At 75.2% G+C, this 26,034-nt stretch carries 18 protein-coding genes; 10 read left to right on the plus strand and 8 right to left on the minus strand.

Features of this window, described 5'->3' with window-relative positions; genetic code table 11:
- Nucleotides 1–5 precede the first annotated feature (5 nt).
- On the minus strand, nucleotides 6–272 hold the full coding sequence (locus tag ACWDBB_RS16900; RefSeq protein ID WP_449790315.1) for a hypothetical protein: 267 nt from the start codon (nucleotides 270–272) through the stop codon (nucleotides 6–8).
- A gap of 9 nt (nucleotides 273–281) precedes the next feature.
- On the opposite strand from ACWDBB_RS16900, the gene ligA reads away from it, so the two are divergent.
- Nucleotides 282–2,318 carry an NAD-dependent DNA ligase LigA gene (ligA, locus tag ACWDBB_RS16905; RefSeq protein WP_449790316.1) on the plus strand — a complete coding sequence of 679 codons (2,037 nt, stop codon included), beginning with the start codon at nucleotides 282–284 and terminating at the stop codon, nucleotides 2,316–2,318.
- Between the two features lie 63 nt (nucleotides 2,319–2,381).
- On the opposite strand, the gene ACWDBB_RS16910 is transcribed toward ligA, so the two are convergent.
- Together ACWDBB_RS16910 and ACWDBB_RS16915 are read right to left on the minus strand one after the other, a co-directional pair.
- Nucleotides 2,382–5,159: a WD40 repeat domain-containing protein gene (locus ACWDBB_RS16910; RefSeq protein ID WP_449790317.1), complete on the minus strand. Its 2,778-nt coding sequence runs from the start codon at nucleotides 5,157–5,159 to the stop codon at nucleotides 2,382–2,384.
- Between the two features lie 56 nt (nucleotides 5,160–5,215).
- Nucleotides 5,216–6,187: a hypothetical protein gene (locus tag ACWDBB_RS16915; protein WP_449790318.1), complete on the minus strand. Its 972-nt coding sequence runs from the start codon at nucleotides 6,185–6,187 to the stop codon at nucleotides 5,216–5,218.
- A gap of 255 nt (nucleotides 6,188–6,442) precedes the next feature.
- Between ACWDBB_RS16915 and ACWDBB_RS16920 the strand changes: the two genes are divergently transcribed.
- From ACWDBB_RS16920 to ACWDBB_RS16930, 3 genes are all read left to right on the plus strand, one after another.
- Complete coding sequence (locus tag ACWDBB_RS16920) at nucleotides 6,443–7,255, plus strand: arylamine N-acetyltransferase family protein (RefSeq protein ID WP_449790319.1); 813 nt, start codon at nucleotides 6,443–6,445, stop codon at nucleotides 7,253–7,255.
- A gap of 121 nt (nucleotides 7,256–7,376) precedes the next feature.
- The gene (locus tag ACWDBB_RS16925; RefSeq protein ID WP_449790320.1) at nucleotides 7,377–8,015 is read left to right on the plus strand and encodes an ATP-dependent Clp protease proteolytic subunit; all 639 of its coding nucleotides are present in this window, start codon (nucleotides 7,377–7,379) and stop codon (nucleotides 8,013–8,015) included.
- Between the two features lie 2 nt (nucleotides 8,016–8,017).
- Entirely contained in the window at nucleotides 8,018–8,620 is a 603-nt protein-coding gene (locus tag ACWDBB_RS16930; RefSeq protein ID WP_449790321.1) for a ClpP family protease, read from the plus strand.
- A 33-nt stretch (nucleotides 8,621–8,653) separates the two neighbouring features.
- On the opposite strand, the gene ACWDBB_RS16935 is transcribed toward ACWDBB_RS16930, so the two are convergent.
- Nucleotides 8,654–9,067, minus strand: coding sequence for a helix-turn-helix domain-containing protein (locus tag ACWDBB_RS16935; RefSeq protein WP_449790322.1), 414 nt, complete (start codon nucleotides 9,065–9,067; stop codon nucleotides 8,654–8,656).
- Between the two features lie 570 nt (nucleotides 9,068–9,637).
- Here ACWDBB_RS16935 and ACWDBB_RS16940 point away from each other — a divergent pair.
- Complete coding sequence (locus ACWDBB_RS16940; protein ID WP_449790344.1) at nucleotides 9,638–11,656, plus strand: M4 family metallopeptidase; 2,019 nt, start codon at nucleotides 9,638–9,640, stop codon at nucleotides 11,654–11,656.
- Nucleotides 11,657–11,862: 206 nt separating this feature from the next.
- Here ACWDBB_RS16940 and ACWDBB_RS16945 read toward each other — a convergent pair whose 3' ends face one another.
- Nucleotides 11,863–12,708: a hypothetical protein gene (locus ACWDBB_RS16945; RefSeq protein ID WP_449790323.1), complete on the minus strand. Its 846-nt coding sequence runs from the start codon at nucleotides 12,706–12,708 to the stop codon at nucleotides 11,863–11,865.
- The gene (locus tag ACWDBB_RS16950) at nucleotides 12,695–13,219 is read right to left on the minus strand and encodes a SigE family RNA polymerase sigma factor (protein ID WP_449790324.1); all 525 of its coding nucleotides are present in this window, start codon (nucleotides 13,217–13,219) and stop codon (nucleotides 12,695–12,697) included. The genes ACWDBB_RS16945 and ACWDBB_RS16950 overlap by 14 nt, the downstream gene beginning before the upstream one ends.
- 267 nt (nucleotides 13,220–13,486) lie before the next feature.
- Between ACWDBB_RS16950 and ACWDBB_RS16955 the strand changes: the two genes are divergently transcribed.
- Complete coding sequence (locus ACWDBB_RS16955) at nucleotides 13,487–14,299, plus strand: maleylpyruvate isomerase family mycothiol-dependent enzyme (RefSeq protein ID WP_449790325.1); 813 nt, start codon at nucleotides 13,487–13,489, stop codon at nucleotides 14,297–14,299.
- Nucleotides 14,300–14,517: 218 nt separating this feature from the next.
- Nucleotides 14,518–15,261 (plus strand): aspartate/glutamate racemase family protein, encoded by a 744-nt coding sequence (locus ACWDBB_RS16960; protein ID WP_449790326.1) that lies wholly within the window; start codon nucleotides 14,518–14,520, stop codon nucleotides 15,259–15,261.
- Between the two features lie 265 nt (nucleotides 15,262–15,526).
- Here the strand turns inward: ACWDBB_RS16960 and ACWDBB_RS16965 are convergent, their stop codons facing one another.
- Both ACWDBB_RS16965 and ACWDBB_RS16970 read right to left on the minus strand, forming a co-directional pair.
- Entirely contained in the window at nucleotides 15,527–17,137 is a 1,611-nt protein-coding gene (locus tag ACWDBB_RS16965; protein WP_449790327.1) for an FG-GAP-like repeat-containing protein, read from the minus strand.
- Nucleotides 17,138–17,290: 153 nt separating this feature from the next.
- Nucleotides 17,291–19,264, minus strand: a complete 1,974-nt coding sequence (locus ACWDBB_RS16970) for an FG-GAP-like repeat-containing protein (protein WP_449790328.1) — start codon at nucleotides 19,262–19,264, stop codon at nucleotides 17,291–17,293.
- 440 nt (nucleotides 19,265–19,704) lie between these two features.
- Between ACWDBB_RS16970 and ACWDBB_RS16975 the strand changes: the two genes are divergently transcribed.
- The 3 genes from ACWDBB_RS16975 to ACWDBB_RS16985 all read left to right on the plus strand — a co-directional run bounded on the left by ACWDBB_RS16975 (nucleotide 19,705) and on the right by ACWDBB_RS16985 (nucleotide 25,547).
- Nucleotides 19,705–23,208 (plus strand): hypothetical protein, encoded by a 3,504-nt coding sequence (locus ACWDBB_RS16975; RefSeq protein WP_449790329.1) that lies wholly within the window; start codon nucleotides 19,705–19,707, stop codon nucleotides 23,206–23,208.
- A gap of 188 nt (nucleotides 23,209–23,396) precedes the next feature.
- On the plus strand, nucleotides 23,397–24,008 hold the full coding sequence (locus ACWDBB_RS16980; RefSeq protein WP_449790330.1) for a hypothetical protein: 612 nt from the start codon (nucleotides 23,397–23,399) through the stop codon (nucleotides 24,006–24,008).
- Nucleotides 24,009–24,146: 138 nt separating this feature from the next.
- Complete coding sequence (locus tag ACWDBB_RS16985) at nucleotides 24,147–25,547, plus strand: eCIS core domain-containing protein (RefSeq protein ID WP_449790331.1); 1,401 nt, start codon at nucleotides 24,147–24,149, stop codon at nucleotides 25,545–25,547.
- Nucleotides 25,548–26,034: the final 487 nt, after the last annotated feature.

Below are 26,034 nucleotides of genomic sequence, written 5' to 3' on the forward strand. Positions count from 1 at the left end.
GGCCGTTACGGGCGGGTGCCAAGTGCGTTGACGAGGGCTCGGCGGAGGACGGCCGTCTGGCCGGTGACGTCGCCCTTCTTGGCGGTCGTGCCGTCGGTGAGGGCGACGGTGTGCTCGCCGAGGAAGGTGTAGTCGGCGCGGTCGAAGATCCACTGAACCCGGACCCGTCCGCGCGACCGCGACGCCCGCCGCCACGGCGCCGACACCCCCACCACCGCCCGGCAGGCCTGACCCCGCCCACCCGCCGCCGGACTGTCAGTGCCGGCCGCCATGATTCCCCCATGACCGAGACCGCCGCCCCGCTCACCTCGCCGTCCGCGTACGCCGACGCCGTCACCGCCGCCGTGCAGGCCGCCGCCGCGTACTACGCCGACGGCTCCACCCCGCTCGGGGACGACGAGTACGACGCCCTGCTGCGCGACATCGCCGCGTACGAGAGCGCCCACCCCGGCGAGGTGCTGCCCGAGTCGCCGACCGGCAAGGTGGCCGGCGGCGCCGCCACCGGCGACGTCCCGCACAGCGTGCCGATGCTCTCCCTGGACAACGTGTTCTCCGCCGAGGAGTTGGAGTCCTGGGCCGCCGGCCTGGAGCGGCGCCTGGGCCGGCCCGTCGCCGCCTGGTGCGTGGAGCCCAAGCTCGACGGCCTCGCCGTCGCCGCCCGCTACCGCGCCGGGCGTCTGCAGCAGGTGATCACCCGCGGCGACGGCCTGGCCGGCGAGGACGTCACCCACGCCGCCGACGCCATCCTCGGCCTGCCCGCCGAACTGACCGAGCCCGCCGACATCGAACTGCGCGGCGAAGTCCTGCTCACCCAGAGCCAGTTCGAGCACGCCAACCGGGTGCGCGCCGACCACGGCGCCACCCCCTTCGCCCACCCCCGCAGCGGCGCCGCCGGCACCCTGCGCGCCAAGGACCGCCCCTACCGGATCGAGCTGACCTTCTTCGCCTACGACGCCGTCGGCCCCGGCGACCTCGCCCACAGTGCCCTGCTGGAGCACCTCGCCGCCCTCGGCGCCCACACCGCCGCCGCCACCGCGGCCGCGCCGCGGCACTGCGCGGACATCGCCGACGTCCAGCGGCGGATCGACGAGATCGCCGCCCTGCGCGCCGAACTGCCCTTCGGGATCGACGGCGTCGTCGTCAAGGCCGACCTGGCCGCCGACCGCGCCGAGGCCGGCTCCGGCTCGCGCGCGCCACGCTGGGCGGTGGCCCGCAAACTGGCCGCCCAGCACAAGGTCACCCGGCTGCTCGAGGTCGAGTGGAACGTCGGCCGCACCGGCATCATCGCCCCGCGCGCCGTCCTCGAACCGGTCGTCATCGACGGCGTCACCGTCACCTTCGCCACCCTGCACAACCCCGCCGACATCGAACGACGCGGGCTGATGATCGGCGACCAGGTCTTCGTCTACCGCGCCGGCGACGTCATCCCCCGGGTCGAGGCCCCCGTCCTCGACGCCCGCACCGGCGACGAGCAGCCCATCGCCTTCCCCGAGGCGTGCCCGCGCTGCGGCGACGCCATCGACACCACCGAACAGCGCTGGCGCTGCATACGCGGCCGCAACTGCCAGGCCGTCGCCTCCGTCCTCTACGCGGCCGGCCGCGACCAGCTCGACATCGAGGGCCTCGGCGGCACCCGCGCCGTCCAACTCGTCGAAGCAGGACTCGTCGCCGACCTCGCCGACCTGTTCACCCTCACCCGCGAGCAGCTGCTCACCCTGGACCGGATGGGGGAGACCAGCGCCGACAACCTGCTCGCCGCGATCGCCACCGCCCGCACCCAGCCGCTCAACCGGGTCTTCTGCGCCCTCGGCATCCGCGGCACCGGACGGACCATGTCCCGCCGGATCGCCGCGCACTTCGGCAGCATGACGGCGATCCGGGCCGCCGACGCCGAGACCCTGGCCGGCGTCGACGGCATCGGCACCGAGAAGGCCCGCGTCGTCGCCGCCGAACTCGCCGACCTCGCCCCGCTGCTGGACCGCCTCGCCGCCCTCGGCGTGGGCACCGCCGTCACCACCCCGACGGCCCCCGCGGCGGCGGGGGAGAGCGGCACCACCGAGGCGGGCCCGCTGGCCGGCGAGGCCGTCGTCGTCACCGGCAGCATGACCGGCGCCCTCGCCGACCTCTCCCGCAACCAGATGAACGAACTGATCGAACGCGCTGGCGGCAAGGCCTCCTCCTCCGTCTCCAAGCGCACCACCCTCCTGGTCGCCGGCGAGAAGGCCGGCTCCAAGCGCGCCAAGGCCGAGGAACTCGGCATCCGCATTCTCACCCCCGAGGAGTTCGCCGCCCTGGTGGCCTCCCACCTCCCCGCCTGACGCCCCGGCCGGCGCTTCCCGCCCCACCCGGGGGTCCGGCCCCGCGGGGCCGGACCCCCGGGCTCACTCCGCGGACTCGGCCGACTCGGCGGACTCCACGAGGCGGAACACCCCGACCTCCCAGCCGAACCCGACCACCAGCCGGTCCGCCGCGGCCGTGGCCAGCGCGCCGACCGGCAGCGGCAGCACCAGGTCGGGGCCGACCGGGGCGAGGGTGGCCAGGTCCCAGGTCCGGACGGTGCCGTCGTCGCCGCCGGTGACGAGGACCGGGCGGTCCGCGACCCGGGCGGTGGTCAGCGCGGGGGTGTCGTCCTCGGAGGCGCGCAGGGGCGGGCCGAGCAGGGCGCGGGTGGCCAGGTCCCAGACGTGCACCAGGCCGTCGTCGCAGGCCGCCGCCACGACCGGGCGGCCGTCGACCACCGCCGTGGCCAGCGCCTCGACGACCGATCCGTCGCCCTCGTCCTCGTCCTCGTCGTCGTCCCAGTCCTCCTCGCCGTCCGCCTCATCCGCCTCGTCCGGGGCCGACGCCTCGTCCCAGTCCTCCTCGTCGTCCTCGTCATCCGCCTCGTCCCCGCCGCGCGGCGAGGCGCCCGGGAGGTCGATCGGCTCGCCGAGCGCGGTGCCGGTGGCGAGCTCCCACACCCGCAGCGTCACCTCGTCCGCGGTGACGGCGACCGGCCGGCCGTCCAGCACCGCCGTGGCCACCGCGGTCACCTCGGACTCGTGCCCGGCCAGCGGCCCGTGGAGGACCTCCCCGGCGGTGAGGTCCCAGACCCGGACGAGGCCGTCGGCGCTCCCGGTGACGGCGAGCGGCCGGCCGTCCAGCACCGCCGTCGCCACGGCGCCCACGGTGTCGTCGTGGGCCAGCGGCGAGCCCGCCGACTCTCCGGTGGCCGGATCCCACCGCCGGACCGCCTTGTCGTACGGCTCGACGGTGAGCACCACGGGCCGGCCCCCGACCACCGCCGTCGCCACCGCCTCCACCGGCTCTCCGGACTCGGCGAAGGGCGTGTCCGCCTCGGCGCCGGTGGCCAGGTCCCACAGGCGCACCGAGCCGTCCTGGGCGGTGCTGACCACCAGCGCCCTGCCGTCGACTTCGACCGTCGCCGCGGCGGTCACCTCGTCGCCGTGCCCGGGCCGCGGGTTGCCCACGGAGCCGCTGTCGACGGCCGGGTCCCAGCGGTGCACCCGGCCGTCGTCGGTACCGACGAGCACCACCGGCCGCCCGTCCGGCGTCACGGTCGAGGCCAGCGCCCGGGTCCGGCCGCGGGGACCGGCGAAGGCCTGGGCGAACTGCCGCCCGCCGACCGGGTCCCACAGCCGCACCATGCCGGAGTCGTCGCTGACGGCGACCGCCGCCCCGGCCCCGGTGGCCACCGCCGCGACCTCCTGCGGCCACTCGTGCGCGGCGACGAGGCGCTCGCCCACCGGGCGCGCCGTCGCCAGGTCCCACAGGCTGGTCGTGCCGTCCCAGGCGCCGACGGCCACGGTCGGGCGGCCGTTGACGTCCACCACGGCCAGCGCCTGCACCGCGCCGCCCCCGGTCTTCACCGGCGGCAGGAACTGACGCCCCTTCGCGAGGTCCCACACCCGGACGACCCCCTGGAAGTCGCCGGTCACCGCCACCGGCCGGCGCAGCACCACCGTCGTCACCAGCGCCGTCGGCCGGCCCGTCCGGCGGTCGGCGGGGCCGGAAGGGTCGCGCATCGGCTTGCCGACCGGCTGGCCGGTGGCCAGGTCCCAGACCCGCACGCTCAGGTCGTCGCCGCAGGTGACGGCCACGGGACGGCCACGCACCACCGCCGTGTCCACGGCGGTCACCCAGTCGAAGTGCCCGGCCAGCGGAAAGTACAGCAGCCGGCGCGTCGTCAGGTCCCAGACCCGTACGACCTCGTCGGTCCCGACCGACACCGCCACCGCCCGGCCGTCCAGCTCGGCCGCGGCCACGGCGCGCACCTGCCCGGTGTGGTCGGCCATCGGCTCGCCGACCGCCTCGCCGGTGGCCAGGTCCCACAGACGCACGGTGCCGTCGTCCCCGCCGGTGACCACGACCTCGCGGCCGTCCACCGGCACCGGGACCGCGGCGAGCGCCGACACCCCGTCCCGGTGGCCGACCACGCTCCAGCGGCAGCCGCCCAGTTGGGCGCCGCTGGCCCACTCGGCGCGCCGGCGAGGGAAGCGCTCGTCCGCCACCGGGACGGCCTCGATCCGCGCGGCCAGCTTGCCGTCCCCGTACCGGAGGGCATCGAGTGCCAGCAGCTGGCGGCGCACCGCGGGGCCGGCCTCCCGGTGGCGGTGGGAGGAGGCCTCGTACACCGCGGCGCCCACCCGCCCGAAGCCCCACGCCTCGGGGAGCAGGGCCAGCACGGTCGCGGGATCGGCGTTCACCAGGAACGCGCCGTCGGCGAACGGGATGGAGCCCAGGTAGACCGCGACGGAACGGCGCAGCTCGGGATCCGGGCCCCGGGCGGCGCGCAGCCACAGCTCCACGGCCTCCCCGACGTCGCCGTCCTCGCTCACCATCACCCCGAGCCGTTCCTCGGCGAGTTGGCGGTAGGGCTCGATCTCCGTGGTGACGGCGCCGCGCAGCAGCCGGTGGGCCTCGGCCCGGTCGCCGTCGAAGCGCGCCCGGTCGGCCGCGTCGATCGCCGCCGCGACCTCGACCAGGGCCTCGGCCACCCGCGGGGGCAGGGAGGACAGGTCCACCAGCTCCCCGGGGCGCGCCCACGCCCTGGGGTCCTCGTCGACGGGCCGCACGGGCGGCGCGTCCTGCCCCGCGCGCGCACGGCGGCCGCCGAGCAACCGGCCTATCCAGCCGCGATGTTCCCTCGAGTCGGTCATCACTCTCCCCACTCCCGTACCGAATCCGACCTACCCTACCGACCTGCCCACGGGCCTTACTGCGGAGTGCCGTTGGCGGCGAGGCGGGCGCTCATCTCCGCGTGGGCGCGCCGGGAGTGGTCGTTGGCCGGGTCGTGGACGAGGCGCAGGTAGTCGTAGAGGATCCGCACGCACTCGTCCCGGCCGGCGCAGGGCGCGTCGGGGGCCAGGCCGAGGCGCCCGGTGATCTCCATCAGGCTCCCGTCGTCCGTGGCGTACACCGGATGCCAGACGAGCCGCACCGCGGGGTCGAGCGCCATGACCACGCGCAGCTGCGGCACCTCCTGCGCGATCAGGACGCTCTCCGGGTCGTACGCCCGCAGGAAGATGTGGACGGGGCCGCGGGCGCGGCTCACGAAGGCCTTGGACAGGACGTTCCACATCGGCGTCTTGAGCATCCAGTCCGGGGTCAGGGTCAGCCTGTCGACCACCGCGCCGAAGGCGGTGGCCTCCAGCGGGGTGTGGCCCTTGCCGCGGGCGTAGTCGCTGAGTTCCCGGCCGCCCGACCACAGGGCCAGCGTCGGCGTGTCGATCTCCAGGTAGTCGCCGACGACCTTCACCAGCTCCTGGTACCAGCTGTTCGACGCGCGGTGGTCGCGCTGGGCCTGGCGCTCGCTGAACCGCGCCATGGCCTCGTCGTTGAGCTGCCCCTGTTCGGCGATGCCGCCGAGGACGAGCTGCCAGGCGATCTCCGTGACGTCCCGGGAGAAGCCCGCCCGGGCCATGTCCTCGCGGAACGTGCCCCACTCGCCGTGCGAGACGGGGTCGGCGGCGTCGCGCCGCGCCTGCTCCCTGACCCCGGGATCCTCCAGGCGCTGCAGCCGGCGCGTCACGGCCGCGTTGCCCACCGTCCGCTGGAGGGCGGCGAGTTCGGCGGGGTGCGGGGCCCGCCCGGGCGCGGCGGGCGCCGGGTCCTGGCCCCGGGCCGCACGCCTCCTCGGCGCGGCCCCGGGCGTCGGCGCCGCCGAGCCCCTCACGGTCTCTCGCACGCTCCCGGCCTCCTCCGTCACCGCCCGGCACGCCGACCCTACGCCCCCGGCACGGCCCCCGCGAGGGCCGAAAGGGCAGGCCCCGGGCACCGGTCGGCGCCCCACCGGCGGCCCGCCCCGAGGGGCGTAGGACCAACAGCCGATGGCCCCCCGCCCGGCGGGGCGTAGGACCAACAGCCGATGGCCCCCCGCCCGGCGGGGCGTAGGACCAACAGCCGATGGCCACCCGCCCCGCACCCCGGGTGGAATGGCCGGATGAACCACGCACCGCACCCCGAGCAGCCGCCGACCGGCCTCACCGCCACCCAGCGCTCCGCCTACCTCGACCGCATCGCCCTGCCCGACCCCGGAACACCCTCCCCGCAGGCCCTCGCCCGGCTCCAGCTCGCGCACCTGCGCACCGTCCCGTTCGAGAACCTGAGCATCCACCTCGGCGAACGCGTCGACCTCGACCCCGCCGCCCTGCAGGAGAAGGTCGTCGCCCGCCGCCGGGGCGGCTTCTGCTACGAACTCAACGGAGCCTTCGCCCGGTTGCTCACCTCACTCGGCTACCGGGTGAGCCTGCTGGCCGCCCGCGTCTTCGACGGCGAACGGCTCGGCCCGCCCTTCGACCACCTCGCCCTGCGGGTCGACCTCGACGAGCCGTGGCTGGTCGACGTCGGCTTCGGCCGCTTCAGCCGCCACCCGCTGCGCCTGGACGAACGCGGCGAACAGGCCGATCCCGAGGGCGCGTTCACCCTCCTCCCGACCGGCGGGCACGGCGACCTGGACGTCCTGCGGGACGGCGCACCGCAGTACCGCCTGGGCCCGCGCCCGTACGAGCTCGCCGACTTCGCCCCGACCTGCTGGTGGCAGACCACCTCGCCGCACTCCCACTTCACCCGCTCGACGACCTGCTCGCTGCCCACCGCGGACGGCGGCCGGGTGACCATCAGCGGCAGCCGCCTGATCACCACCACCCCGGCCGGCGGGCGCACCGAGCGGGCCCTCACCGACGACGAGGCCCTCAGCGCCTACCGCACCCGCTTCGGGATCACACTGGACCGCCTCCCGGCCCTCCCGGCCTGAGCGCCCACCGGCCGCCGTCTGCCCGTGGCGAATCCGCTGCGGGCAGAGGAACCGCCCCCGGGCGCCCTCCCGGGCCGACAGTGGAGTCGACGGCAACCCCGTTCCGACGAGGAGAGGTCAGATGACTCCACCCACCACGCCCCCGCCCCGCGCGGCGGACGGCGACACCCCGCCCAGCGCCTTCGACGACCACCTCGCGGCGCAGCTGCTCGCCCAGCGGATCGTGCTGCTCGGCACCCAGGTCGACGACGTGTCGGCGAACCGGGTGTGCGCGCAGCTGCTGCTGCTGTCGGCCGAGGACCCGCGCACCGACATCTGCCTGTACATCAACAGCCCAGGCGGGTCGGTCAGCGCGGGGCTGGCCGTCTACGACACCATGCGGCTCGTCCCGAACGACGTCTCGACGCTGGCGATGGGCTTCGCCGCCAGCATGGGCCAGTTCCTGCTCACCGCGGGTGCGCCCGGCAAGCGGTTCGCGCTGCCGAACGCCCGGATCATGATGCACCAGCCCTCGGCGGGCATCGGCGGCACCACCGCGGACATCGAGATCCAGGCGGAGAACCTCCAGTACACCAAGCGGGTCATCGAGCGGATCACCGCCGAGCACACCGGGCAGAGCGAGCAGACCATCGCGCGCGACGGCGACCGGGACCGCTGGTTCACCGCCGAACAGGCCAGGGAGTACGGGCTCGTGGACAAGGTGGTGGAGTCGGTCGCCGACATCCGCCCGGCCGCCGCCCGCCGACGGATCGGACTGTAGACATGGGCTCGTACACGGTTCCCTACGTCATCGAGCGCACCGCGCAGGGCGAGCGCACCTACGACGTCTTCAGCCGGCTGCTGAACGAACGGATCATCTTCCTCGGCACCGAGATCGACGACGGCGTCGCCAACGTGGTCATCGCCCAACTCCTGCACCTGGAGTCGGAGAACCCGGAACGCGAGATCTCGATCTACCTCAACTCGCCCGGCGGATCGTTCACTTCGCTGATGGCGATCTACGACACCATGACCTTCGTGCAGGCGCCGATCTCCACCTTCTGCGTCGGCCAGGCGGCCTCCACGGCGGCGGTCCTGCTGGCCGGCGGGGACCCGGGGCGGCGCTTCGTGCTCCGGCACGCCCGGGTCCTGCTCGGCCAGCCCGCCAGCGGCGGCCGGCAGGGCACGGTCTCCGACCTCAGCCTCGCGGCCAAGGAGATGGTCCGCATCCGCGCGCAGGTGGAGGACGTCCTCGCCCGGCACACCCGCCACGACGCGGCGACGCTGCGCGCGGACATGGACCGGGACAAGGTGCTCACCGCCGAGGAGGCCGTCGCGTACGGCATCGCCGACCAGGTGCTGAACCGGCGGCACGCACCCGCCTGACCCTCGGGTGGCCGCCGGTCCGGCCGGGGCCGGTCAGGCGGCCAGGGCGAGGCCGTCGTAGCGCCCGGGGGGCGAGGTGCGGCCCCGCCCCGCCTGGCCCACCCGGCCCGCCGGGCCCGGGGCGTACCGGGTCAGTTCGTCCTGGGCGAGCGAGAGCAGGTCCCCGAGGCCCAGCCCCAGCGCCCGGGCCGCGGCCGCGAGGACCTCGGAGGAGGCCTCCTTGCGCCCGCGCTCCAGCTCCGACAGGTACGGCATCGAGATCCGGGCCGCCTCGGCGACATCCTTCAGCGTGCGCTCCTGGGCGAGCCGCTCACGCCGCAGCACGTCGCCGACGACGTCGCGCCACAGCGGATCCCGCCGGGCGCGGGGCCGCTCGCCGGACGCGGGCGGCGAGGCCTGCGGACGCAGGGGGATGACGCGGGCTTCGTTCGACGCATGAGTGCTCACCCCTCCAGCCTAGGCACCCCGGGCCCCGGGGGAAGAGCACGGCGTTCTGCCCTGGGTGAATCCCGCGGCGGCGGGAAGGCTGACGGCACGTCACCGCGGGTCGGCCCGCACCCGCTTCGCGTAGCAGCGCAGGTGGGCGTGGACGTCCTCGACCTCGAAGAAGAATCGAGCACCCTGGTGCCCGCCTTTTCGTGGACGAGCCGGGGGACCGCACTCCCAGTCGTCGCAGCCTGTCACCGCCGGGCCTTCGGGCGGCGGGCGGCGCCCTCCGCCCCGCCGCGCCGCCGCCCGACACCTGATGTGGTATCAACCACTGGAGGAAAACCGCAGCTTGGCGCAAAACCGGACCCGCCGGCTTGACGGAATTCGCCAGCCCCGCGCCCCACCCGCACCAGGCATTGACCCGGGCATGACGTCGTGTGAGTGTTCGGGCACCCGAGCGCGGACGGCCCGCACGGCCGTCCCCGCACACGGCCCCGCGGCGCGCCACCAGCCCCTGTGCAGTCCGCGGTCGAGGACCCCCACACGCGAGGAGCCTCGATGCAACACAGAGTCACCGCAGGCCGGTTGCTGACCACCGCGACCACCCTGACCGTGCTGGCCGGCATGATCGCCGCCACCGCGGGGCCGGCCACCGCCGCACCCGCCCCCACCCCGGCACCGAGCGCTCCGGCCGCCGCCGTCAACGCCGTCAACGCCGCCGACGCGGCCGCGAGCGCCGGCCTCGACGCCCTGGCCAAGGGCCCCGACGAGACCTACCAGCGCAAGACCGTCACCCCCTGGCTCGGCGGCCTCTACTCCGTGTCCTACGAACGCACCTACCACGGCCTGCCCGTGGTCGGCGGCGACGCGGTCGTCCTCGCCGACGCCCAGGGCAAGGTCCGCGCCCAGCAGTCCGCCACCACCGGCCCCCTCGGCGCCCCGACCACCCCGCAGGTCAGCGCCGAACACGCCGAGAAGACCGCCCGCACCAAGCTCGCCGCCGTGGACACGGTCGACACCCGCCGCCTGGTCGTCCGGGTCAAGGACGGCAGCAGCCGCCTCGCCTGGGAGACCGTCCTCAAGGGCCGCACCGAATCCGCGCCCAGCACACTGCACGTCTTCGTCGACGCCATCACCGGCGAAGTCGTCGACAGCTACGACGACGCCCGCGCCGGCACCGTCAACAGCAAGTGGAACGGCCCCGGCCCGCTGACCATCAGCACCACCAACTCCGGCGGCTCCTACTCGCTGCGCGACCCCAACCGACCCGGCCTCAGCTGCTCCGACTACAGCACCGGCCAGGTCTTCTCCAAGTCCAGCGACTCCTGGGGCAACGGCAGCCCCTCCACCAAGGAGACCGGCTGCGGCGACGCCATGTGGGCGGCCCAGAAGGAATGGGACATGCTCCGCGACTGGCTCGGCCGCAACGGCCACGACGGCAACGGCGGCAGCTGGCCGATCAAGGTCGGCCTCAACGACGTCAACGCCTACTGGGACGGCAGCTCCGTCTCCATCGGCCACAGCCAGAGCGGCGAGTGGATCGCCGCCCAGGACGTCGTCGGCCACGAGTTCGGCCACGGCATCGACCAGTACACCCCCGGCGGCGCCAACAACGAGAACGGCCTCGGCGAGGGCACCGGCGACATCTTCGGCGCGCTCACCAAGGAGTACAACAACGAGCCCGCGCCCTACGACTACCCCGACTACCAGGTCGGCCGCATGATCAACCTGGTCGGCCAGGGCCCGATCCGCAACCTCTACCAGCCGTCCCTGGTCAACAACGACCCGAACTGCTACTCCTCCGCCATCCCCGGCACCGAGGTGCACGCCGCGGCCGGCCCGCTCAACCACTGGTTCTACCTGCTGTCCAACGGCTCCAACCCCGGCGGCGGCAAGCCCACCAGCCCCACCTGCAACAACTCCACCGTCACCGGCATCGGCGTCAAGCAGGCCGGCCAGGTCTTCTACGGCGGCATGCTGCTCAAGACCAGCGGCATGACCTACAAGCGCTACCGCACCACCACCCTGACCGCCGCCAAGAACCTCGACCCCACCTGTACCTTCTTCAACCGGACCAAGGCCGCCTGGGACGCCGTCAGCGTCCCCGCCCAGGCCGGCGACCCGACGTGCAGCAGCAACGGCGGCAACGACTTCTCGCTCACCCTCGGCCCGGCCTCCGGCTCCGTCCAGCCCGGCGCCACCACCACCTCGACCGTCGCCACCGCCGTCACCTCCGGCACCGCCCAGAGCGTCACCCTGACCGCCTCCGGCCTGCCCGCCGGCGTCACCGCGAGCTTCAACCCCTCGTCCGTGCAAGCCGGTTCGTCCTCGACGCTGACCCTCTCCGCCTCCGCGACCGCGGCGAGCGGGACCTACCAGATCACCGTCACCGGCACCGCCGGCACCACCACCCACACCGCCCAGTACACCCTCACCGTCGGCGGCGGGGGCACCCCCGACCCCGGCGGGACCTGGGCCGCCGGCACCACCTACCAGGCCGGCGACGTCGTGACCTACAACGGCGTCGGCTACCGCTGCCTCCAGGGCCACACCGCCCAGGTCGGCTGGGAGCCACCGAACGTCCCGGCCCTGTGGCAGGCCGTGTGACCGGCACCCGCTGACACCCGGTGAAGCCGCTGCGCCGCGGCCCGTCGAGGGGGACGGGCCGCGGCGCAGCCATGCCCGCTGTGCCCACCGGGGCCCGGGACGGGCACAGCGCGCCCGCACCGGCCCCCACCGGCGGTTGTCGGGCCGGCCCGGCGCCCCGCGTCCGGTGCGCGAGGGGCCGGGCCGCCCTTCCCCGGGTCCGTCCCCTACGGTGTCGGCGCCGGGCTCACGGCGGTGGTGGTCGGGGGCCGGCCGGCCGGAGCGGACCGGATGGTGTCGAACACCTGCCGCACCTGCCGCAGCGTCGACTCGGACGGCTGCCGCAGACAGGCCGTCACCTCGACCACGACCGGGGAGCCGGCGCGGTCGACGGCGCGCAGGCCGCCCAGCTCGCGGTTGCCGCCGAGCGCGGCGCACTCCTGCTCGAGGTAGCCCGACTCGTTGAACCCGGACGGGCTCGGGCCGAGCTTCTCGGCCAGCCCCCGACCGTCCTCCCTCAGCCGGAACCCGACGACCGCGCCATCCACGGGCAGCAGCCCGGAGATCGGACAGTAGACGGCGCCCGGGGTGCACGACGGCCCCAGCGGCTGGGTGCCGAGGTAGCCGAACTTGTCCTGCGGCGCGGCGGCCGTCAGGGCCAGGACGTGCCAGTTCACCGGCAGGGCGACGACCATCTCCGGCAACCGCGGGAAGTAGAACGTCGGCTCGGGAAGGACGGACGGAGTCCCCGTCGGCGCCTGGACGGGCGGCACCGCGGGCGCCGGGGCGGACACGGAGCCCGCGGGCCCCAGCCCCACCCCCCGCACCGGGCCCGGCGCGAGCGCGGGCGCCGCGGCCAGGACGGCCGCGGCCAGGCCGACGGTGAGCCCGGCAGCGAGCCCGGCCGCCCGCCGGCGGCGCCTGGACCGCTCGACCCGGGCGAGGACACGCTCCACCCGGTCCTGCGGAGAGGCCAGGGCCGGGACGGCCCGGTGGAGCATGACCCGCAGCTCCTCCTCGTCGTGCCCGTCGTCGCCCGGCCCGAACGGGTCGAGCAGCTCAGTTCCGGTCACGAGGTCCCCCGTCCAGCAGGAGCTCCCGGGCCGGCAGCCGTCCGCGCAGGGCGGCGAGCGCCCGGTGCGTCTGGCTCTTGACGGTGCCCGTGCTGCAGCGCAGCACCTCGGCGGTCTCCTCGACGCTCAGGTCCTCGAAGAAACGGAGCACCACCACGGCCCGCTGGCGCGGCGGCAGCGACCGTACCGCCTCGGCCACCACCTGGCCGAGCACCACCCCCTCGAACGGGTCCTCCTCCGGCTGCGGCTCGGGCATCTCCCCGTGCGGCAGCTCCCCGGTCCAGCGACGCCGCCACCAGGAGACGTGACAGTTCACCAGGACCTTCCGCAGATACGCCTCGGGCCGGTCGGGCGCGATGCGCGCCCACTTGGGCCACACCTTGGCGAGCGCCGTCTGCAGCAGGTCCTCGGCCTGGTGCGGGTCGCCGGTCAGCAACCAGGCCGTCCGCAGCAGCTTCGGCCCGCAGGCGGCGACGAACTCCTCGAAGTCCGGAGGTATCGCGTTCGTCATCCTGCCGTCGTCCCCGCCATGGTGCCCGTGCCGTCCCCGTCTGCCGTGGCGGCCGGTCCGGCCGCAGTGTCGTTCTTCCTCTCACGGCAGCTCGACGCGATGGGAGGCCGTTCGGGTTGCCTGCGGACGCGGACTCGCGAACCGGCCCGGCCCTCCGCCCCGCAACCGCCCGCTCCCCGCCCGGGCAGGAGCCGCCGGAACGCATGTCCTCCAGGCCCTGTCAACTTCACTGGACACCGGTGCGCAACTCGACCAGTCTTCACCACCATGACGTTCCCCCAGCACTCTCCCGGTGCCGTGCGCACCACGCTGCTCGAGGCGGTCACCGCGGTCGGCGACGAGGCCGTCCCCCTGCTCGCCGGCTGCCGCGGCGACACCCGGATCCCCGGCGCCCAGTGGACGGTCGCCGAGGCGGCCGCCCACCTGGCGATGGCCAACGAACTGATGGCCGCCCTGGCCGCCGGCGAGGAACGGCCGTACGGCGACGGCACCCCGGGCGCGCTGGCCGCGGCGAACGCCGCCTCACTGGCCGAGCGAACCGAACGCGACCCCGCCGTACTCGCGGAGCAGATCGCCCGGCAGGCAGGGGAGTTCGCCGCGGCGGCCGGCCCGCGCACCGGCACCGAACCGATGCTCACCCCACTCGGCCCGATGGACCTGGACACCCTCGGCGCCTACCTGCTGACCCACATGCTGGCCCACCTCTACGACATCGCCGTCGCCCTCGGCCGGCCACACCCGATCGACCGGCGGCGCGTCGCCCTGACGATGCCGTTCCTGCGCACGGCCATGCCCCTGGTGACGGACGCCCGCACCGCCGCCGGCCACAGCGCCTGCTACCGGCTGCGGCTGCGCGGCCAGGGCGGGTTCACGGTGACCTTCACCGACGGCACCGTCGTGGTGGGCCAGGAACCGCCGCGCCGCCCGGACTGCACGATCCTCATCGAACCGGTGGCGTTCTTCCTGCTCGCCCTGGGCCGCTGCTCCACCACCGGCGCCATCGCCCGCGGCAAGGTGCTCGCCTGGGGCCGCCGGCCCTGGCTGGCCCCGTCCTTCCCCGGCCTCTTCACCGCCCCCTGAGCCGCCGCCCCCACGGCGTCCCGGGCTGCTCCCTGCCCCCGCTCTTCCCGTACGTCCCCGGGCCGTCCTCGCGGCACCGCCCGCAGGTGCTCCAGTGGGGCCGGCCGGAAGCGGGGGAGCGGTGGGGCGAGGGCCGTGCCGCGGGTGCGCAGCCCGCACCCGCACACCACCTCACCCGGCCGGTCGGGCGTTCGACCGTGGCCGTTAGCATCGCGCGCATGCTGGCGCTGCTCCACACCTCGTCCGTCCACGTCCCGGTCTTCGACGCGCTGCGCGACCGCGACCACCCCGGGTTGTCTCTGCGGCACGTCGTGTCCGAGGAGCTGCTGGCCGGGGCCCGGGCCGGCGGGCCCGAGTCCGTGGCGGGGGACATCGACCGGGTGCTCGCCTCGGCGGTCGCCGAGGGGGCGGCGGCGGTGTTGTGCACCTGCTCGACGATCGGCGGGGTCGCGGAGGCCCGGGCCGAGGCGCTGGGGGTTCCCGTGCTGCGCGTCGACCGTCCGATGGCGGCGGTGGCCGTCGCCGCCGCGCCCGGCGGGGGCAGGACCACGACGCGCGTCGCGGTGATCGCCGCCCTGGCCGGCACCGTGGGCCCGACGGTGGCCCTCGTCGAGGAGGAGGCCGCCCGGTCCGGCCGGCCGGTCACGGTGACGGCCACGGTGGTCGAGGGCGCCTGGGACCGGTTCGAGAGCGGTGACCACGCCGGCTACCTGTCCGCGATCGCCGCCGCCGTCGACGCCGTCGACGGGGCGGACGTCATCGTCCTCGCCCAGGCGTCCATGGCGGCGGCCGCGCAGCGGACCACGACCGCCACACCGGTCCTGTCGAGCCCGGCCCCGGGCCTGCGCGCCGCTGCCGCTGCCGCCGCGTCACGCCGCCGGCCGGGTCAGCCGGCGGTCCGCTCGGCGGAGGCCGGCAGCGCGGTCGCGACGTCGACGACCGCGTCGGCCGGGGAGGGGTGAAGGCGAGCGCCTTCCCGTAGTCGCGGTAGGTGAAGTCGAACGGCTCCGCGTTCCGGCCCGAGCGGAGCCGGGTGACGTACGGCTTCCCGGTCCCGCTGACCTCGGCCTGAGCGCCGTCGTGAGCCTCAAGCCCGACGGCGTCATCGGCCCGGACACCTGGCGCCGACTCGTCGGTTGACACCGCACCGGGCGCCGCCGCCCGCCCTTCGCGCCGCCCGGGGCCCGGACCCGGGCCCCGGGCGGCGAACGGCGTGGCGGAGCGCCGCTACGCGCCGCCGGCGATCCGGCCGAGGTCGGCCCAGCCGCCGGCGCCGTCGCCCCCGCGGTAGGCGTAGGCGGTGACGGCGCCGCCGGCGTCCGTCAGGAGGTAGTCGGCGTGGGTGTCGCCGTCGAAGTCGACGAGGGCGACCTGCTCCTGGCGGTCGGTGACGCCGGTGGCGATCCGGCCGGTGGGCAGCCAGCCGCCGTGGCGGTCGCCGCCGTGGTTGAGCCAGACGTTCACGGAGCCGTCGGGGTTGATCAGGAGGTAGTCGGCCTTGCCGTCGCCGTCGAGGTCGGCGAGCCGCACCCGGGAGCGGTCGGTGGTGACGCCGGTGGCGACCTGGCCGATGCCGTACCAGCCGCCCGCGCCGGCCGGGTCGCCGCCGCGGTTCAGCCAGGCCTTGACGGCGCCGCTGTCCTCGATGACCAGGTAGTCGGTGCGGCCGTCGCCGTCGAAGTCGGCGAAGCGGACCTGGTCCTGGCGGTTGGTGACACCGGTGGCGACCCGTCCGAGGGGTTCCCAGGGGGCGACCTGGTCGCCGCCGTGGTTGAGCCAGACGTTCACGGAGCCGTCGGGGTTGACGACGATGTAGTCGGCCTTGCCGTCGCCGTTGAAGTCGGCGAGCCGCACCCGGCTGCGGTCGGTGGTGACGCCGGTGGCGACCTGGCCGATGCCCTGCCAGCCGCCCGCGCCGGCCGGGTCGCCGCCGCGGTTCAGCCAGACCTTGACGGCGCCGCTGTCCTCGACCGTCACGTAGTCGGGCTTGCCGTCGCCGTCGAAGTCCGCCCACCGCACGCGCCCGCTGCCGCCCACCTCGTTGCCGGCCCGGGGGGCCGCGGGGCGGGACGCCCAGCCGTCGGCGACGGCCCGGTCCAGCGCCCGGTGGAAGACCTCGGCCATCTTGCGGTAGCCGCCGTCGTTGGGGTGCAGCCGGTCCGGGAGGTCGGTCGCGGCGTCGAGGTCCGCCGGGTCCACGTACCGGAAGTGCCGGCCGGCGGCCCCGCCGGCCGGGCTCTGGCCCCGGTCCTGGAGCGCGGCGAACTCGCGGTTGAACACGGCGGTCTTCTGCTCCAGACCGGGGGTGGCGGTCAGCAGGCCCTGCACGACGACGGTCACGCCCGGCTTGTCGGCGAAGATGCGGTCGACCAGGTCGGACAGCCGCTGGGCGGCCTGCACCGGGTCGGCGTTCGCGTCCCACTTCAGGTCGTTGATGCCGAGGTGCAGGAGGACGACGTCGGGGTCGGCGGCGGACAGCCAGCGGTCGATGTCCGCGCGGACCTGGGCGATCCGGTAGCCGCTGTGCCCCTCGTGGTCGGGGTCCGCGACGGCGCCGGAGGAGGAGGTGCCGACCAGGTCGACGGTGTACGGGGACTGCTGGGCGGTCAGGTCCCACAGGGGTGCGCGGTAGCCCGCGCCGGTGGTGCTGCCCGCCCCGTCGGTGATCGAGTCACCGAGCGGCATGACCTTGATCGGGGTCGGGGCCGGCGCCGGGGTCGCAGCGGTGGCGGAGGCCACGGCGGCCGGCGCGGCCGGGGTCCCGGCCGAGGCCGCGGCCGCGGTCGGGGTCAGGGCGGCGGTGAGGGCGGCCAGGGCGATCAGGGAGGCACGTTTCACGTGGGTGTCCAGTCTTGGGGAGGCGAGGGGAACACGGGACGGGCCCGAGCGGCCGCCGCGCACGGCGGTCGCTCGGGCCCGTCCACGCGGATGGTGGATCCGGTGGCGGAACGGCCGGGGATCCGGGGCCCGGGCCCGGGTTCAGCCCCGGGCTCAGGCGCCGGAGGCGATCCGGCCGAGGAAGTCCCAGCCGCCGTGCCCGTCGCCGCCCTTGTTGGCGTACGCGCTGGTGCTGCCGTCGCCGGCGTTCCAGAGGTAGTCGGCGCGGCCGTCACCGGTGAAGTCCGTCAGGAAGACGGCGTTGTTGTCCGTCGTCAGACCGGCGGCGACGCGGCCGACGGGCTCCCAGGGGGCGACCTGGTCGCCGCCGCGGTTGAGCCAGACGTTCACGGAGCCGTCGGCGCCCACGACGATGTAGTCGGCCTTGCCGTCGCCGTTGAAGTCGGCGAGCCGCACCCGGGAGCGGTCGGTGGTGACGCCGGTGGCGACCTGGCCGATGCCCTGCCAGCCGTTGGGGCCGGTGAGGTCGCCGCCGCGGTTCAGCCAGACCTTGACGGCGCCGCTGTCCTCGATGACCAGGTAGTCGGCGCGGCCGTCGCCGTCGAAGTCGGCGAAGCGGACCTGGTCCTGGCGGTTGGTGACACCGGTGGCGACGCGGCCGACGGGCTCCCAGGCGCGGACCTGGTCGCCGCCGTGGTTGAGCCAGACGTTCACGGAGCCGTCGGGGTTGACGACGATGTAGTCGGCCTTGCCGTCGCCGTTGAAGTCGGCGAGCCGCACCCGGGAGCGGTCGGTGGTGACGCCGGTGGCGACCTGGCCGATGCCCTGCCAGCCGCCCGCGCCGGCCGGGTCGCCGCCGCGGTTCAGCCAGACCTTGACCGAGCCGTTGTCCTCGACCGTCACGTAGTCGGGCTTGCCGTCGCCGTCGAAGTCCGTGAAGCGCAGACGGCCGGTGCCGGCCTCGTTCACGGCGGCGGAACGCCGGTCCCGCAGGGCCGTGATCCACGGTCCGAGGTCGTCCACCCGGGTCTCGTACGCGCCGGTGCGGGTCTCGGCGGAGGTGAGGCAACCGCCCTGCCAGGAGCGGCTGGTGACGGCGACGACCTCGGCCTTGCCGGCCGACTCGCGGACGGCGGGACCGCCGGCGTCGCCCAGGCAGACGGTGGCGTCGGCGGGGGCCTTGGCCGCCACGTCGATGCCGATGGCCTCGACGGTGCCGACACTGAACGCCGCCGTGTGGGGAGCGGCGGGGACCCACTCCGTGCGGGTGCGGCCGTAGCCGGTGACCTTCAGCTCCTCGCCCTGGACCGGGGCGGTGGCGGCCACGGCGACCGGGGTGATGCCGTAGGCGGGCAGGTCCAGACGGGCCATCACCAGGTCGCGGTCGGCGCGCGGCACCAGCTCGACGACGTCGGTGGTGTGGCCGCCGGTGCCGTTGAGGTCCCCGCGCCCGACCGTCACGGTGGTCCGCTTCTTCGGGGCGCCCGCCGGGACGGCGAGGGACTGGGCGGGGTCGTCGGCGAAGCAGCTCGCGGCGGTGAGCACCCAGCGCGGGTCGACCAGCGTGCCGGTGCAGCCGCGGCCGCCGATGTCGAGCTTGGCCACGTAAGGGCGGTCCGACAGGCCGGAGTTGGACGAGGCCGGCCCGGTGGCGGTGATGTCCAGCAGGGTGTGGGGGCGGCTCTGCGGGTCGGCGGCCTCGCCGACCGCCGTCCACAGGCTCTTGTCCACCTTGAACGAGGTGGTGGTGCCGTCGACGGACATCGACACGGACACGTCGCGCACGCCGTCGCTCTGGATGCCGTGCACCCGCGGAACCTCGAGGCTGAGGCGCCCGACGGTGCCGGTCATCCGGAAGCAGATGTCGTCCCGGGTCCGCGCCATGATCCGCAGCAGGCCGCCGCCACCGGCCGAGCAGGTGGTGAGCGTGATGTTGCCGTTGCCGGACTTCAGGCGGATGCCCGACTCGGCCAGGATGCGGTCCGCGCCCGGGTAGGAGTAGTCCTCGACGGTGAACGGTGCGGTACCGGTGGTCGACGCGTGGGCGACCGGGACGCCGGCGGTTCCGGCGAGAAGCGTGAGACCGGCCGTCGCGGCGGCGGCCAGGATTCGAGAAGAGGCCCTCATTCGGGCTCCTCACCCCCCATGGATGTGGTCTTTTCCGTCATGAAGTGTCCCGCCGGCGCGAAGACCCGCGGGATCCCGGACGGACGCCGTGCACGGGCACGCGCATTCCAGGACCTGCCATCCCCCCACCGAACTGACGGGGACATTGATATCACCATCGGGGGCGGCCGCCGACCCCGAGATGTCCACGATGCAATGAATTGCGAACCAGGAGCGGAAAGTAATGCCTTGATCTCCCGTCAGCCAAGGAGCGGTATCCAAAGTTTCCGTCCGACGTGCCATCATGTGCGGTCGGACGGGCCGAACCGATCGGTCCTTCTACCGAACTGACGTGTTTTCGAGGGGATATGACACAGCAGATACCTGGGGGGCGCTGGAAGGCCGCATCCCCCCTACGGCCACGCAACGGACTGGCGGCCCGCCTCCTGGCGGCCGCCACCGTGATCGTTCTCACCACCGGATCGCTCTCCGGCACCGCCACCGCGACGGACGGGACACCCGGCGCGAGCCCGCGGGCCCAGGCCGTCGCCGCGTGGAGGACCGGCGGCGACTCCGTACGGGCCGCCGCCGAGATCGCCCTGGCCGGCACCGACGGCGACATCGCCGCCTTCCTGGACACCGGGCGCAGGATCGCCACCGAGCAGGACGAGCGGCTCGCCGTCCTCCAGCTGCTGAACGTCAGCGGGCCCGGCGTGCGCGAGGCCGCGCAGACCGCGCTCGCCGGAACGCCGCAGGACGTGCACGCCTTCCTGGCGACCGGCTGGAACGCGCCGCTGGCCGACGACCGCAAGGTCAGCGTGCTGCGCGCGATGAACACCGGCGGCACCGCGGTGCAGGAGGCCGGGCAGAAGGCCCTCAACGACGGCTCACCCGAGGCCGTCGCCCAGTTCCTCTCCGTCGACCTGCAGAAGGCGCAGGAGGAGGACGACCGGGTCCAGACCCTGCGGCTGATGAACTTCGGCGGCCCGCAGGTGAAGAGCGCGGGCAGCGCCGCCCTGAGCGCCGGCGCCGGCGCCGTACGGGAGTTCCTGCGGGAGGGCCAGTACGCGGCCCGCGCCCAGGACCAGGAGGCCATGACGGTCGGCCAACTCGTCGAGACCGCCCGCCAGGCCGGCCAGGAGGCCGCCAAGGAGACCGCCGCCGCGAAGGAGGCCTCGGGCCGCGCGGTCGACGCCGCGCGCCTGGCCAAGGAGGCGGCCCAGAAGGCGGCCGCCGAGACCGCCGCCGCCCAGGGCTCCGCCCAGAAGGCGACCGCCGCCGCCCACCGCGCCGCCGACGCCGCCGAGAGCGCGGCGAACGCCGCCCGCACCGCGATCAACGCCGCCAACGCGGCCAGCAGCGCGGCCCGCACCGCCTCCGCCGCGGCGTCCGCCGCCGCGTCCGCCGCGGCCGCCGCCGGGCGGGCGGCGGCCCGCGCCTACGAGGCCGCGTCCGCCGCCGCGAAGGACGAGTCCCAGGCCGCCGCCGCCCGGGACGCCGCGAAGGCCGCCCGGGACGCCGCGCAGGGCGCCACCACGGCCGCCGAGTCCGTGTACCGGGCCGTCGGCGCCCTGACCGAGGCCCTCACCTCGGTCGGCCAGGCGGTCGACGCCGGCCTCCACGCCGCCGCCGCCGCCCAGGCCGCCGCCGACGCGGGCGGCAACAGCGCGGTGGCCCAGGCCGAGGCCCAGCGGGCGAACGCGGCCGCCGCCAAGGCCCGCCGCCTGTCCGCCACCGCCAGCGCCGCCGCCGGCACCGCCAAGACGATGGCGACGCAGGCCCTGACGGCGGCCCAGCAGGCGCGCGCCGCCGCCACCGAGTCCGCCGGACACGCCACCGCCGCCGCCCAGGCCGCCGAGGACGCGGCCAACCACGCCGGTCAGGCCGGCAACTGGGCCAACCTCGCCACCGAGCACGCCAACGCCGCCGTCAAGGCCGCGGAGCGGGCCACCAGCGCCGCCAACCAGGCCGACCAGGTGGAGAAGACCGCCCGGGAGGCCGAGAAGGCCGCCCTGGAGAGCAACCGCGACCTCGCCATCGTGGCCGCCGAGGAGCTCAAGCAGCAGTACACCGAGCAGCAGGCCGCCCAGGCGACCGAGCGCGCCGAGGCACAGCGCCAGGACGAGGAGACCAAGCAGCTCCTGGCCGAGGCCGCCGCACCCGGCACCGAGCCCGCGACCGCCCTCGCCAAGGCCCGCAAGGCCGCCGTCCACCTGATGGCGACCGGCTCGCCGTGGACCGAGCGCACCGCCGAGGCCGCCCTGTCCGGCACCGACGCCGACGTCCGGCAGTGGCTCGCCACCGGACGCCAGGAGGCGGCGGCCCAGGACGACTACACGAAGATCGCCAACCTCGCCACGACCGGCACCCCCGCCCTCAAGGCGGCCGCCCTCGCCGCCCTCGACACCCCCGCGGACCAGCGGGCGGCGTTCCTGGAGACCGGCCAGCACACCGTGCTCAAGGACGACTACCGGGTCCAGGTCCTCGCCCTGATGAACGCCGGCGGCAAGGCCGTCAAGGAGGCCGGCTCGGCCGCCCTCGACGCCGGCACCACCGAGGCCCTGCGCGCCTTCGTCGCCACCGGCCAGTACCGGGCGCGCGAGGAGGACGACAAGGTCGAGGCGCTGCGGCTCAGCGTCCAGGGCGGACCGCGGGTCCGCGCCGCGGCCCAGGTCGCGCTCTCCGGTCCCGCCCCGCTGCTGCGCGACTTCGTCGCCGTCACCCAGTACGTGGCGGCCCAGCGCGACCAGACCGACGCCGTCCACGTCGCCAGCGTCCAGCGCCTGGTCGCCGAGGGCAAGGCGATCGCCGCGACCGCCACCCGCAACGCCGCCGAGGCCGCCGCCGCCGCGGCCACCGCGCGCGGCGCCGCCGCCGAGGCCGCGGGCTACGCCCGGCAGGCCGGCGACTCCGCGGCCGCCGCCCAGGCCGCCGCCGGCCAGGCCGCGGCCGCGGCCTCCGCCGCGGACGCCTCGGCCCGCCAGGCCGCCGCCTCGGCCGCCACGGCGAAGAACGCGGCCGCCTCGGCCGGCACCTCGGCCGCCCAGGCGACCCAGTCCGCCCACCGCGCTGCCAACTCCGCCACCGCGGCCGCCGCTTCGGCCCGCGCCGCCTACGAGTCGGCCGACCAGGCGTACAACTCGGCCGTCGCCGCCGGCCGGAGCGCCGCCGAGGCGCTCGCCGCCGCCGGCCAGGCGCTGTCCCACGCCATGGACCTGGCCCGGCAGGAGGCCCAGGCGAACGCCACCGCCCCGGCCGAGCCCGGCGACCCGGGCGGCTCGGACGACGGGTACGAGCCGGAGCACCCGGACGAGGAACTGGTCATGGAGGGCGGCATCTCCGCCGCCGACGCCGCCACCCTCGCGCTGGACATCGCCGGCATCTTCGACCCCACCCCGATCAGCGACGGGGCCTCGGGCGTCCTCAGCCTCTTCCGCGGCGACTGGACCGGCGCGGGCCTGTCCGCCGTCGGCTTCATCCCGTACCTGGGTGACGCCGCGAGCAAGCCCGCGAAGATCGCCAAGCTGCTGGCCAAGAACGAGAAGATCGCCAAGCGGGCGACCGACATGAAGTGGGTGGAATGGGCCGCCCAGAGCCTCAAGCACATGTCGGTGACCAAGCTCGGCGACGGCGTGGCCACGCTCAACTCCCTCGCCCGCGACGCCGAGAAGGCGTACAAGACGAACACCAAGCTGCGGGCCGCGGCGATCAAGCACAACCTGCCGACCGACCTCGAGGGCCCCGTGCCGTTCGTCCCGCCGAAGGGCTGGATGGGCAAGCCGGAACGCGGCGGCGGTTTCAAGGACGCCTACGGCAACCTCTGGAAGAAGGCGACGGACGGCAAGGACGAATGGGACGTCCAGGTGAAGAAGGGAACGAAGTTCTCCATCTTCTCCAGCGGCAAGAACCAGGGGAAGGACTTCGAGCACGCCAACATCGCCCCGGACGGATACGTGACGCACTGAATACGGTGAACCGCCCCGGGCGGTAACGCCTTTCGGCCCGGCCCCGATGGAGAAAACGACCATCGGGGCCGGCGCCGGCCCTAATCCCGCCAAATCCCTCAACAATGCCCCGCCGTCGGTGAATTGACCGGAACAAGCGGCCGAATTCCCCGGCACCGCCGACCGCCGCACCCTGGAGACGACCTCGCATGGCCCTGGCCCCCCACCGCCTCGTCTGGATGAACCTCTGGCTGGAGGCCCCCGCCGAGCGGGACGCCGCGCTCACCCGCGAAGTCGCCGCCGCCCTGGCCCCGTTCGGCCGCGTCACGGTCACCTCCCGGGGCCCGTACCCGCGCACCCCCGAACTGCTCGGCTACGACGTCGAGCTGGTGCCCACCTCCGCCACCGCCGACTGCCTGCGCGCCCTGGGCCTGAGCCCCGACGAGGACGGCGACTGGCCCGCCTGGGAACGCACCGGCGCCGAGACCTTCCTGCACCCCGCCGTCCGCGGCGCCCAGGTCGGCGAGGAGGAGGCCGCGACACCACCGCCGTTCGAGAACGGCGACGTGGTGACCGTCCTCGACAGCCCGACCGCCCGCGAGGAGGGCCTGGTGGGCGTCCAGGCCGTCGTCCACAACTCCTTCTACCTCCCCGACGAACCCGACCCGCTGCTGCGCCGCTGGCACCACCAGGTGATGCCCGAGGGCCGGGAGATCCTTGAGCCCTTCGAGAGCACCGACCTGCGCCCCACCGGCCGGCGCACCGCCGTCTCGGACGTCCCCGACCCCGTGCACATCGCCCACGCCGGCCCGCAGGCCTGAACCGGCCCCCGCTCGACCGGCCCGGGCGCGCTGCCTGCACGGGCAGCGCATCGTGCCCGCCCACCCCTTACCCGCGAGCGCCGCACCGGGTATGCAGGGAGGGCACGACGAAACGGCCAGTCCTACGAGCGGAGTCCCATGTACGCGCACGAGCCGGCGAAGCAGGACAGGCAGCCGCAGCCCGCCACCAGGGCCGCGGCCACGAGGGCGGGACGGGCCCCGGACGGGCGGGCACCCGGGGAACTCCTCGGACTGCAGCGCACCGCCGGCAACGCGGCCGTCGTCCGGATGCTCCAGCGCAACCGCCACCGGCAGGGCGACGCCGAGCCGGTGCAACTGTCCGCGGTGCACGACGTGCTGCGCGCGCCGGGCAAGCCGCTGGACGGGACGCTGCGCCGGGAGATGGAGTCCCGCCTCGGCGCCGACTTCTCCGACGTCCGCCTGCACACCGGCTCCGCGGCCCGCGCCTCCGCCGCCGAGATGGGCGCCCGCGCCTACACCTCCGGCAGCCATGTCGTCATCGGCGACGGCGGCGGCGACAAGCACACCCTCGCCCACGAACTGACGCACGTCATCCAGCAGCGCCAGGGCCCGGTGGCCGGTACCGACAACGGGTCGGGACTGAGCATCTCCCACCCCGGGGACCGCTTCGAGCGCGAGGCCGAGGCCAACGCGCACCGGGTGATGAGCCGCAGGCCCGAGCCGGGCGACCGGGACACCCACGGTGACCGGGACACCCACGGCGCGGCGCGCGGCAACGGCGCGACGGCCGTCCAGCGCTTCTCCGAGGTCGACACCGAGGAACTGGGACCCGTACGGGTCTCGCAGAGCGGCCTCTACCTCATGACCGTCGAAGCCGGCGCGGACACCACCGTCCTCTGGGTCGCGGAGGGCGCCCCGGCGCCCCGGTACTGCAAGTCGACCGGGCAGAGCGGGCAGATCGCGGGGCGCACGTACACGCAGTACGAGCCGTCGACGGCCTTCCTCGCGGACTGCGCCCACACCGCCGAGGAGATCATGCACCAGCAGCGGCTGGCCCTGGGGCAGGACGCCAGCGAATTCGCCCGGGGCGGCCACCAGTTCGGCCTGGGCGACCAGGAGAACGCCCAGGGCGCCACGGCCTACGCGAACGCCCGGCCCGGCGGCCCGAACGCGAACGGCGAGGAACGGCCCAACCCCGGCCAGGCGTTCGCCATCGTGGAGACCGCGTGGCACGGGGACCACGAGCGGCCCGCCAACACCAGCGGCTGGCCCTACCACGTGGCCGCCGTCGTCGCCGTCGACGGCGACGACCACATCACCGTGGAACAGGCCGCCGACGGCAACGACGCCAAGGCCCGCGAGGGGCACGAGGGCATCATCGACATGTACACCGCCGGCACCGACCCGACCACCGGGCAGGCACTGCCGCACAGCTTCCACGGACGCAACACCGGCGGCCCCGTGCAGCACTTCTCGGCCGGCGCGATCACCGTCATCCTCCAGCCGATCAACGTGGGCGGCCTCAGGGGCGAGACCGGCCGCCGCAAGCTCGTCTGACCCGACCCGACCCGCCCCCGTCCGCCCGAACCCCGAAACTCCTTTCCCGCCCCCGTTCCCGCTCTCACCCCGAACGCCCGCCCCCGGCCGGTCCGGTGCCCGGGGCGGCCGTTCCCGGGCCCCCACCGCCCCCGCAAGGGGCCGCCCCGCCGAAGGACTCATGACCCCGCCCGGCGGACCCCAGGGCGCCCTCCCGGACTGCCGCCGCACGCGGTCTGGTGCCGACGGGCCCCATCACTCATTCTGATGTGATGCATCTCACACCGATGCCGGCGTGCCTCCCCGCCGTGTGGGGCGCCGTCGTGCGCTCGCTAGGCTGCGCGTGTGACGAGTGTGATGTGTCGGATGTCTGCAGTGCAGAAGGCGACACGAGAAGGCGGCATGTCCGAGGAGACGGAATTGCCGGGGCGCCATTCCTCCGGCCCTTCCCCGCAAGAGTTGTGAGTGGACGTCAGCCCTGCCGCGAGACCTCTCGCGAGCCCTCCGG

This window comes from Kitasatospora sp. NPDC001095 (assembly GCF_053598615.1).

Bases quoted from the DNA above. Each gene is read 5' to 3' on its own strand.
- ACWDBB_RS16930 (WP_449790321.1), top strand. From the start codon at position 8,018: ATGGGCTCGTACACGGTTCCCTACGTCATCGAGCGCACCGCGCAGGGC.
- ligA (WP_449790316.1), top strand. From the start codon at position 282: ATGACCGAGACCGCCGCCCCGCTCACCTCGCCGTCCGCGTACGCCGAC.
- ACWDBB_RS16980 (WP_449790330.1), top strand. From the start codon at position 23,397: ATGGCCCTGGCCCCCCACCGCCTCGTCTGGATGAACCTCTGGCTGGAG.
- ACWDBB_RS16910 (WP_449790317.1), bottom strand. From the start codon at position 5,159: ATGACCGACTCGAGGGAACATCGCGGCTGGATAGGCCGGTTGCTCGGC.
- ACWDBB_RS16985 (WP_449790331.1), top strand. From the start codon at position 24,147: ATGTACGCGCACGAGCCGGCGAAGCAGGACAGGCAGCCGCAGCCCGCC.
- ACWDBB_RS16900 (WP_449790315.1), bottom strand. From the start codon at position 272: ATGGCGGCCGGCACTGACAGTCCGGCGGCGGGTGGGCGGGGTCAGGCC.
- ACWDBB_RS16925 (WP_449790320.1), top strand. From the start codon at position 7,377: ATGACTCCACCCACCACGCCCCCGCCCCGCGCGGCGGACGGCGACACC.
- ACWDBB_RS16955 (WP_449790325.1), top strand. From the start codon at position 13,487: ATGACGTTCCCCCAGCACTCTCCCGGTGCCGTGCGCACCACGCTGCTC.
- ACWDBB_RS16920 (WP_449790319.1), top strand. From the start codon at position 6,443: ATGAACCACGCACCGCACCCCGAGCAGCCGCCGACCGGCCTCACCGCC.
- ACWDBB_RS16970 (WP_449790328.1), bottom strand. From the start codon at position 19,264: ATGAGGGCCTCTTCTCGAATCCTGGCCGCCGCCGCGACGGCCGGTCTC.
- ACWDBB_RS16960 (WP_449790326.1), top strand. From the start codon at position 14,518: ATGCTGGCGCTGCTCCACACCTCGTCCGTCCACGTCCCGGTCTTCGAC.
- ACWDBB_RS16950 (WP_449790324.1), bottom strand. From the start codon at position 13,219: ATGACGAACGCGATACCTCCGGACTTCGAGGAGTTCGTCGCCGCCTGC.